The sequence below is a fragment of the Actinosynnema sp. genome (genome assembly GCF_052038725.1).
The window spans coordinates 1-8,112 of record NZ_JBQGCX010000006.1 but is presented as its reverse complement, the minus strand read 5'-3'; the positions used below and the strand labels follow the sequence as shown (position 1 = coordinate 8,112).

General features: G+C 74.1%; 10 protein-coding genes and 1 pseudogene. 4 read left to right on the top strand and 7 right to left on the bottom strand.

Going from position 1 to position 8,112, the window contains the following annotated elements; all coding sequences use genetic code 11:
* A pseudogene (locus ACTUAL_RS00105) lies at positions 1 to 459 on the top strand (hypothetical protein); the annotation flags it as partial.
* A gap of 17 nt (positions 460 to 476) precedes the next feature.
* Positions 477 to 1,580: a branched-chain amino acid aminotransferase gene (locus tag ACTUAL_RS00100; protein WP_440898816.1), complete on the top strand. Its 1,104-nt coding sequence runs from the start codon at positions 477 to 479 to the stop codon at positions 1,578 to 1,580.
* 50 nt (positions 1,581 to 1,630) lie between these two features.
* Here ACTUAL_RS00100 and cobS read toward each other — a convergent pair whose 3' ends face one another.
* From cobS to cobU, 3 genes are read right to left on the bottom strand one after another with little or no spacing between them, the layout of a single operon-like run.
* The gene (gene cobS, locus ACTUAL_RS00095; RefSeq protein ID WP_440898815.1) at positions 1,631 to 2,344 is read right to left on the bottom strand and encodes an adenosylcobinamide-GDP ribazoletransferase; all 714 of its coding nucleotides are present in this window, start codon (positions 2,342 to 2,344) and stop codon (positions 1,631 to 1,633) included.
* A gap of 31 nt (positions 2,345 to 2,375) precedes the next feature.
* Positions 2,376 to 3,413: a nicotinate-nucleotide--dimethylbenzimidazole phosphoribosyltransferase gene (gene cobT, locus ACTUAL_RS00090; protein ID WP_440898814.1), complete on the bottom strand. Its 1,038-nt coding sequence runs from the start codon at positions 3,411 to 3,413 to the stop codon at positions 2,376 to 2,378.
* Positions 3,410 to 3,952 carry a bifunctional adenosylcobinamide kinase/adenosylcobinamide-phosphate guanylyltransferase gene (gene cobU, locus ACTUAL_RS00085; protein ID WP_096491987.1) on the bottom strand — a complete coding sequence of 181 codons (543 nt, stop codon included), beginning with the start codon at positions 3,950 to 3,952 and terminating at the stop codon, positions 3,410 to 3,412. Before cobU ends, cobT begins: the two co-directional genes overlap by 4 nt.
* Before the next feature lie 69 nt (positions 3,953 to 4,021).
* Between cobU and ACTUAL_RS00080 the strand changes: the two genes are divergently transcribed.
* Positions 4,022 to 4,222 carry a hypothetical protein gene (locus ACTUAL_RS00080; RefSeq protein WP_096491988.1) on the top strand — a complete coding sequence of 67 codons (201 nt, stop codon included), beginning with the start codon at positions 4,022 to 4,024 and terminating at the stop codon, positions 4,220 to 4,222.
* 78 nt (positions 4,223 to 4,300) lie between these two features.
* On the opposite strand, the gene ACTUAL_RS00075 is transcribed toward ACTUAL_RS00080, so the two are convergent.
* The 4 genes from ACTUAL_RS00075 to ACTUAL_RS00060 all read right to left on the bottom strand — a co-directional run bounded on the left by ACTUAL_RS00075 (position 4,301) and on the right by ACTUAL_RS00060 (position 7,210).
* Positions 4,301 to 5,287 carry an aldo/keto reductase family protein gene (locus ACTUAL_RS00075; RefSeq protein ID WP_096491989.1) on the bottom strand — a complete coding sequence of 329 codons (987 nt, stop codon included), beginning with the start codon at positions 5,285 to 5,287 and terminating at the stop codon, positions 4,301 to 4,303.
* A gap of 29 nt (positions 5,288 to 5,316) precedes the next feature.
* On the bottom strand, positions 5,317 to 5,730 hold the full coding sequence (locus ACTUAL_RS00070) for an Imm1 family immunity protein (protein ID WP_440898813.1): 414 nt from the start codon (positions 5,728 to 5,730) through the stop codon (positions 5,317 to 5,319).
* Positions 5,718 to 6,431, bottom strand: coding sequence for a DddA-like double-stranded DNA deaminase toxin (locus tag ACTUAL_RS00065; RefSeq protein ID WP_440898812.1), 714 nt, complete (start codon positions 6,429 to 6,431; stop codon positions 5,718 to 5,720). Before ACTUAL_RS00065 ends, ACTUAL_RS00070 begins: the two co-directional genes overlap by 13 nt.
* Before the next feature lie 140 nt (positions 6,432 to 6,571).
* Positions 6,572 to 7,210: a DUF3043 domain-containing protein gene (locus tag ACTUAL_RS00060; protein WP_096491992.1), complete on the bottom strand. Its 639-nt coding sequence runs from the start codon at positions 7,208 to 7,210 to the stop codon at positions 6,572 to 6,574.
* A 403-nt stretch (positions 7,211 to 7,613) separates the two neighbouring features.
* Here ACTUAL_RS00060 and ACTUAL_RS00055 point away from each other — a divergent pair, with 403 nt between their 5' ends.
* On the top strand, positions 7,614 to 7,988 hold the full coding sequence (locus tag ACTUAL_RS00055; RefSeq protein WP_015800206.1) for a HesB/IscA family protein: 375 nt from the start codon (positions 7,614 to 7,616) through the stop codon (positions 7,986 to 7,988).
* Positions 7,989 to 8,112: the final 124 nt, after the last annotated feature.

Sequence of the window (8,112 nt, the reverse complement as noted above, 5' to 3'; positions counted from 1 at the left end):
GCGGGCGTCCAGGTGCTGGTGTTCGTCCTCGCCGGGGCCCGCCGCGCGCTCGCCGGACTGGTCGAGTCCGGCGACCTCCCGAAGGTGCGCGGCCGGTGGACCCCGCACCTGGCCGCCTCCGGGCTCGCCCTGGTCGCGGTGCTCGCGCTCACCCCGACCCAGGCGCTCGCCGTCGGCGCGTGCGCCTCCCTGTTCCACGGCTGCTTCACCAGCGCCGCCACCAGGGTCATGCTCCAGGACGACGGGGGAGGCGCCGCGCGCGCCGCCTGCCTGGGCCTCGGCCTGTCGGTGCTGCTCGCCATGGGCGCCCCCGCCGACGCGCTCGCCGTCGTGGGCGCCGCGCTCGCCCTCGGCACGGGCCTGCTCGGGTACGCCGCCCACACCGGGGCCAAGCGCGCCGCCGCCCGCGCCGAGAGCACTGCGGAGAGCAGGGACGACGGTGTCCTGAGACCCCGGTGAGAGCTACTGTCTCCAGCATGACCACACCGCCGCCGTTCACCGTCGACCCCAACGCCGGGCCCGCCACCCAGGACTACCTGGCCGAAGCGCTCGCGAACCCCGGCTTCGGCCAGCACTTCACCGACCACATGGTCGTGATCGACTGGAACCGGGCGGACGGCTGGCACGACGCGGCGGTGCGCGGCTACGCCCCCATCGCCCTCGACCCGGCGGCGATGGTCCTGCACTACGGCCAGGCGATCTTCGAGGGCCTCAAGGCCTACCGGCAGCCCGACGGGACCATCGCGTCCTTCCGGCCCGAGGCCAACGCCGAGCGCTTCCGCGCCTCCGCCCGCCGCATCGCCATGCCGGAACTGCCCGACGAGCTGTTCCTCGCCTCGTTGAGCGAACTGCTGGCCGTCGACTCCCGCTGGGTCCCCGAGGGCGGCAGCGAGTCCTCCCTCTACCTGCGGCCGTTCATGTTCTCCACCGAGCGCGGCCTCGGCGTCCGCCCGGCGGGCGAGTACCGCTACCTGCTCATCGCCTCCCCGGCGGGCTCCTACTTCACCGGCGGCCTCAAGCCCGTCACGGTGTGGCTGTCCACCGAGTACGTGCGCGCCGCCCCCGGCGGCACCGGCGCGGCCAAGTTCGCGGGCAACTACGCCGCCTCCCTCGTCGCCCAGGCCCAAGCCGCCGACCAGGGCTGCGACCAGGTCGTGTGGCTCGACGCGACCGAGCGCAAGTGGGTCGAGGAGATGGGCGGGATGAACCTGTTCTTCGTCCTCGGCTCCGGCGCGGACGCCCGCGTCGTCACCCCCGAGCTGTCCGGCTCCCTGCTCGCGGGCATCACCCGCGACTCGCTCCTCCAGCTCGCCGAGGACTTCGGGCTGGGCGTCGAGGAGCGCAGGTTCTCCACCGACGTGTGGCGGGATAAGGCCGCCAGCGGCGAGCTGACCGAGGTCTTCGCCTGCGGCACCGCCGCCGTCATCACCCCCGTCGGCCACGTCAAGCACGACGGCGGCGAGTTCAGCGTCTCCGGCGGCGCCACCGGCGAGGTCACCATGAAGCTCCGCGACCACCTCACCGGCATCCAGCAGGGCCGCGTCGCCGACCCCCACGGCTGGATGACCAAGCTCCTCTAGACCTCGGCTTCCGCTGCGGGCCGGCAGCGCGACCGGCCCACAGCGGTGGTCTAGCCGAAGGAGCAGACCACCAGCACGCACAAGGTCGCCGCCTCGCAAGCCGCGCCCAGCACGTCACCGGTGACCCCGCCGAACCTGCGGCGGGTGTGCCCGACCAGCACCAGCACCACGGCCGCCGCGAGCGCCACGCCCAGCGGGCCGCGCCACGGGTCCACCAGCGCCCCCGCCGCCGCCAGCGCCAACCACCAGGCCACCACCACACCCGTCGACTGCGAACCCGCGACCAGCGCGCCCAACCCCTCGGGCCGCGCCGCGGGCACACCCCGCGCGCAGCACAGCACGAACGCCGCCCGCCCCGCCGTCAACGCCAGCACGACCGCGCCCCAGGACACCGCGCCCAGCGCGACCGCCTCCGCGCCCAGCACCACGATCAGCGCCACCACGCCGAACGGGCCGGCGCCACCGTCCCTCATCACGGCCAGCGCCCGCTCCGGCGGCCCGTAGCAGCCGAGGCCGTCCGCCGTGTCCGCCAGCCCGTCCAGGTGCATCCCGCGCGTGGCCAGCCCGAGCCCGCCCACCACGAGCAGCCCCGCCAGCAGCGGCGGCGCGCCCAGCGCGGACAACCCGAGCAGCACCACCGCCGCCACCGCGCCCAGCAGCACGCCCACCAGCGGAGCCGCCGTGATCGCCCGGCGCGCGACCCGGCGGTCCACGTCGTCGACCCGCACCGGCAGCACGGTGAGCCAGGACAGCGCGAGCCTCACGACCGGCGCTCCTCTGCGGCGGCGCGCCCGGTCACGCGGGGCCCGCGACGCCCGCGCCGTCGAACGTCGCCATCTCCGCCAGCACCCGCGTGGCCATCACGACCAGCGGCAGCGCCGCCACCGCGCCCGAGCCCTCGCCCAGCCGCATCCCGAAGTCCAGCAGCGGCTCGAGGCCCAGGTGCCCCAGCGCGATCGCGTGCGCGGGCTCCGCCGAGCGGTGCCCGGCCACCCACCACTCGCGCGCGCCCGGCGCCAGCTCCTCCGCGACCACCGCCGCCGCGCCGCTCACCACGCCGTCCAGCACCACCGGGGTGCGCCGCACCGCCGCCTGCGCCAGGAAACCCGCCATCGCCGCGATGTCCGCGCCCGACGCCACCGCCAGCAGCCGCACCGGGTCGCCGGTGTGCGGGCGGGCCCGGCGCAGGGCGTCGCGGATCGCGGCGGTCTTGCGCATCCAGCCGTTGTCGTCCACGCCCGTGCCCCGGCCGACCGCCGCGACCGGCTCGGTGCCGGTCAGCGCGGCCACCAGCACCGCCGCCGGGGTGGTGTTGCCGATGCCCATGTCGCCCGCGATGAGCAGGTCGGCCCCGCCGTCCACCTCGTCGTCGGCGAGCCTGCGGCCCAGCTCGATCGCGCGCTCGGTCTCGTCCTGGGTGAGCGCGTCCTCGCGGTCGATCGAGCCCGAGCTCCGCCGGATCTTGTCGTCGCCGACGGCCGTGTCCGAGTCCACCGCCACGTCCACCACGCGCACGGTCGCGCCCGCGACGTTGGCCAGCACGTTCACCGCCGCGCCGCCGGTGAGGAAGTTCGCCACCATCTGCCCGGTGACCTCGCTCGGGTAGGCCGACACGCCGTGCCGCGCCACCCCGTGGTCACCCGCGAACACCAGCACCCTCGGCCGGGTGAACGGGCGGGGCGGGCACTGGCCCTGGCAGGCCGCGACCCACGCGCCGAGGTCCTCCAGCCTGCCGAGCGACCCGACCGGCTTGGTCAGCGCCGCGTGGCGGGCGACGGCCTCCAGGCGCGCGCTCTCACTGGGGGCCTCCACGGGCGGGAACTCGATGGTCACCGACTACCTCCGGCTTCGCGCAGTCGCAGTGGGATTCCGGCGACGACCAGGGTCACCTCGTCGCAGACCTCGGCCAGCCGCGCGTTGAGCGAGCCGAGGTGGTCGCGGAAGAGCCTGCCAGAGCGGGTGGGCGGCACGACACCGAGGCCGACCTCCGCGGACACCAGGACCAGGCGGAACGTGACCGCCGCCACGGCGGCCACCAGCGCGGCGCACTCGGCCTCGACCTCGTCCGCGCCGCCGCCCTCCCAGGCGTTCGCGTCGTCGAGCACGTTGGTGAGCCAGGTCGCCAGGTCGTCGACGATCACCGGGCCGGTCAGCGACGGCAGCAGCGCGGGCAGGCCGGAGGGGACCTCGGCGGTGTGCCACGAGGCGGGGCGGGAGCGCACGTGCCGGGCGATCCGGGCGTCCCAGTCGGGGTCGTCGGGGTAGCGCCGGGCGGTCGCGACGTAGGTGGCGTCGGGACTGGTCAGCAGGCCCTCGGCGTGCGCGGACTTGCCCGAGCGGGTGCCGCCGAGCACCAGTGTCCGAAGAGTCACAGCATTCCACCCGACGAGTGAGGACGTTTAGCCTGACCGGGGGACCGTACCGGGACTGAGGAGGCGGCCGTGGACTACCGCTGGCGGTACCAGGACGAGCGGGGCGGCGAGGTCGACGGGCCGCTGGCGGCGTTCCGCGGGCAGGGCGAGGCCGAGGAGTGGCTGACGGCCCGGTGGCGGGAGCTGCGGGCGGCCGGGGTGGCGGCGGTGACGCTGCTGCGCAGCGAGTCCGAGGTGTACGGGCCGCTGGTGCTGACCGGGCCGGGCTGAGCCGGACTGGGCCGGACTGGGCCGGGCGGCCCTGGTGGGGGCCGCCCGGCGCGTCACGGCTCTGCCGGTGGTGCGGTCCTACGGGGCCTTGGTCAGGCCGGGGTTGCTCTCCACGACGCCCTCGAGCACGGCGTCGATCTTCTCCAGCAGCTCGGGCTCCAGCTTCACGCCCGCGGCCTTCACGTTGTCGGTGACCTGCTCGGGGCGGGACGCGCCGATGATCGCCGAGGCCACGTTCGGGTTCTGCAGCACCCAGGCGACGGCGAGCTGCGCCATGGTCAGCCCGGCCTCCTCGGCGAGCGGCTTGAGCTTCTGGACCTTCTCCAGCACCTCGTCGCGCATGAACGAGGAGATCGCCTTGGAGCCGGACTCGTCGGCCGCGCGCGAGCCCGCGGGCGCCTGCTGGCCGGGCAGGTACTTGCCGGTCAGGACGCCCTGGGCGACCGGGGACCAGACGATCTGGGACAGGCCCTCGCGCTCGGAGGTCGGGACGACCTGCGGCTCGATGACGCGCCACAGCATCGAGTACTGGGGCTGGTTGGAGATGAAGGGGACCTTCAGCTCGCGGGCCAGCGCGGCGCCGCGCGCGATCTGCTCGGCGCTCCACTCGGAGACGCCGATGTAGAGGGCCTTGCCGGAGCGGACGACGTCGGCGAACGCCGTCATCGTCTCCTCGAGCGGGACGGTCTGGTCGAAGCGGTGGGCCTGGTAGAGGTCCACGTAGTCGGTGCCGAGGCGCTCCAAGGAGGCGTCGATCGACTCCATGATGTGCTTGCGGCCGAGGCCCTTGTCGTTCGGGCCCTTGGGCCCAGTGGGCCAGAAGACCTTCGTGAAGATCTCCAACGAGGCCCGCCGCTCACCCTTGAGCGCCCGCCCGAGCACGGCCTCCGCCTTGGTGTTGGCGTAGACGTCGGCGGTGTCGAACGTGGTGATGCCCGCGTCGAGCGCGGCGCGGACGCACGCGAGCGCCTGCTCCTCCTCGACCTGCGACCCGTGGGTGAGCCAGTTGCCGTACGAGATCTCGCTGATGTTGAGGCCGCTGCGGCCGAGGCGTCGGAACTCCATGGTGGGCAGCCTAGTACGAAGTCTTTCGGCTAGCTAACGATGTTGAGGAGGGGGTGGTCGGCGGGGATGCGGGAGTTGTGGGCCAGGTAGGCCGCGAGGACGGTGCGGACCACGTCCAGGGGGACCTCCTGGTCGGCCGGGATGTCGGTCGCGTTGGCCACCAGGTCGTAGACCACCGTGCCAGTCGTCCCAGCCCGGCCTCGCGTGGCGCGCATCGGGTTGTCGTGCACCTGGACGAAGCCCCGGTCGTCGCCGATGCCCGCGTACGCGGTCGGGGAGCCCCAGGGGTCGGCCGCGTCGCTGATCTCGACGATGCTGGGGCACGGGTGCCCGGTCGACCGCTCCCGCACGCGCTCCACCAGCGCGTCGAGGTCCTGCTGGGTCTCGATCAGGACCGGGTTCGAGCCCGTCTCGTGGTCGAAGATCGCGCTCAACGTGGCCACGGTGGCTTCCGCCCTCCGGTGAAGGTCCGCTCGTACCCGTTGCTCCCGTGGACCGTGAGGGAGCTCCCTGCGGGCAGCACCACGCCGATCAGGTTCTCGCAGCCCCACACCAGCGGGCAGGGGATGTTGTTGATTACGACGGTGGCGTGCTCGATGTTGTTGCGCCGCATGTGCGCGGCCAACTTTATCTCCACGTGCATCGCCACGAAGGGCATCCCCGGACGTGGGTAGCCCTCCTGGCGGAGCGCCTCGTAGGCGGCCTGCGCGTCCGGCCCCTCGCCGCTGATCAGCTCCTGCGCGGCGCCCCGACCGGTGAACCACCAGCCGTGCGTCTTGGCACTGGTGTTCGGGACCACGGGAGGAGGGAGCCGCTCGGCCAGCTCGTCGACCCGCTCAGACCGGTTCGCGCACGGGGAAGCGCGTTCCCCGCCTGAGGTCCCGAGCGCCGCGATGATCCGGCGCACCGCCCCCAGCGCCGCGTCCAGGTCCCGGCCCACCACGCGGTCCGCGTCGTGCGCCACCTCGCGGAACGCCGCGGCGGCGGTCACCACGTCGGTCTGGCCGCTGCCCGCGCCCGCCGCCTCCACCAGTTCGGCGGCCTCCGCCGCCAGGTCCGCCGCCTGCGCCAGGCACGCCTGCGCCCCGGCCGCGACCTCCGCGACCCGGCCGAGCGCCGCCCCGACGTCCCCGAGCGAAGGCATGGCCGCACCCGCTGGTCAGCAGTGGTGAACCCGTCGCCTCAAGGTATCGCCGCGCACCCCCACCGCACGGGTGAAGCCCGGAAACCGACAGCGGGCCGCCTCCCCGAGGAGGCGGCCCGCCGCGGCGAGGTGCCGGGGTGTCAGTCGATCTTCGTGCCCGGACCCACGCGCGGCTTCGGGACGCGGAGCTTGCGGAGCTGGCTCGCCCGGATGAAGGAGTACCAGCCGACCGACAGGCCGCCGATCTTCTCCTTCGGGAACTTCGCCCGCACGCGCTTGGTCACCGTCACGCCGAGGATCACGCCCTCGACGATCATCGCCAGCAGCATGAACGAGGTCGCCAGGGTCGCGTACTGCTGCACCACCAGCGACGGCACCAGCAGCGCCACGAACACCAGGATGGCCAGCGGCATGAACAGGCCCATGAGGTTGCGCCTGGAGTCGATCACGTCCCGGATGTACGCCTTCACGGGACCGCGGTCGCGCGGCAGCAGGTACTTGTCGTCGCCCGCCATCATCCGCTCGCGGCGGAGCGCGGCGGCGGCGCGGCGCTCCTCCTTGCTGGTCTTGCTCTGCCGCATCCGCTTGAGCGCCTCGCGCTGCGTCTTCGGCGGCGGCGCGACGGGGCCCCGGCGCTTGGTCTCGGCCTCCCGCCGCTTGGGCGTGGGCCTGCCCTTGCCGGGCGTGCGCCCCGGCTCGGGGGTGCCGCTCACCTCCACCGGGATCTCCTCGGCGGTGCTCTCGGCGGCTTCGTCGGCGTTGCGGCGCAGGAACCTCACGACGCCTAGGGTAGGAGATGACCGGTTTCACCCCCTTCGCAAGGTGCGAATCGTGATGGGGAACCGGGTGCTGGACGGGGCAGCGTGAGCCAGGGGTGAGCCCCGGACGGGCGGGAACAGCCCCGCGGGCGAGCGCGTTCAGTGGGCAGGGCGTGCCGCTCGCCACCGGCGGGCGTCACACGTTCGTGAGATGTCGGAACCTGCCGTGACCAGCCCTCCCCGACCTCCCGCCCAGCTCAGCGCGACGACCGCCCCCGCGGCCCGCGACCACCCGCCGAGACGCCGGTCGCAGCCCCGGTCGAGCACCCCCTCGCCTGTGCGACGATGGGTGCTGGAACAAAGCGGGCACCAGTCGTGTTCGCAGGGGAATAGACGCCCGCAAAGGACCTCTGTAGGGAGAGCCATGACGACCGCTCAGGATTCAGCAGTCCCGACGCCCGACGCCCCGCCCACGCACGGTGTCACCCTGACCGACGCGGCGGCCTCGAAGGCCAAGGCGCTGCTCGACCAGGAGGGTCGCGACGACATGCACCTGCGCATCGCCGTGCAGCCGGGTGGCTGCGCCGGCCTGCGCTACCAGCTGTTCTTCGACGAGCGCAGCCTCGACGGCGACGCCCTCCGCGACTTCGAGGGCCTCAAGGTCGCCGTCGACCGGATGAGCGCCCCGTACGTCGAGGGCGCCGTCATCGACTTCGTCGACACCATCGAGAAGCAGGGCTTCACGATCGACAACCCCAACGCGGGCGGGTCCTGCGCCTGCGGCGACTCGTTCCACTGATCGACCGCCCTCAGGCGGAGCAACGGCCCCGGGCCCCCCACCGGGGGGGGCCGGGGGCGGTGGCGGGGTGGGGGGCGTGCGGCGGCGGCCGCGCGCGGGCGGGGCGGGCGGGGGGGCGGCCCCA

Coding starts and splice junctions, on each gene's coding strand:
- ACTUAL_RS00100 (WP_440898816.1), top strand. CDS start 477: ATGACCACACCGCCGCCGTTCACCGTCGACCCCAACGCCGGGCCCGCC.
- ACTUAL_RS00075 (WP_096491989.1), bottom strand. CDS start 5,287: ATGGAGTTCCGACGCCTCGGCCGCAGCGGCCTCAACATCAGCGAGATC.
- ACTUAL_RS00065 (WP_440898812.1), bottom strand. CDS start 6,431: ATGCCTTCGCTCGGGGACGTCGGGGCGGCGCTCGGCCGGGTCGCGGAG.
- ACTUAL_RS00055 (WP_015800206.1), top strand. CDS start 7,614: ATGACGACCGCTCAGGATTCAGCAGTCCCGACGCCCGACGCCCCGCCC.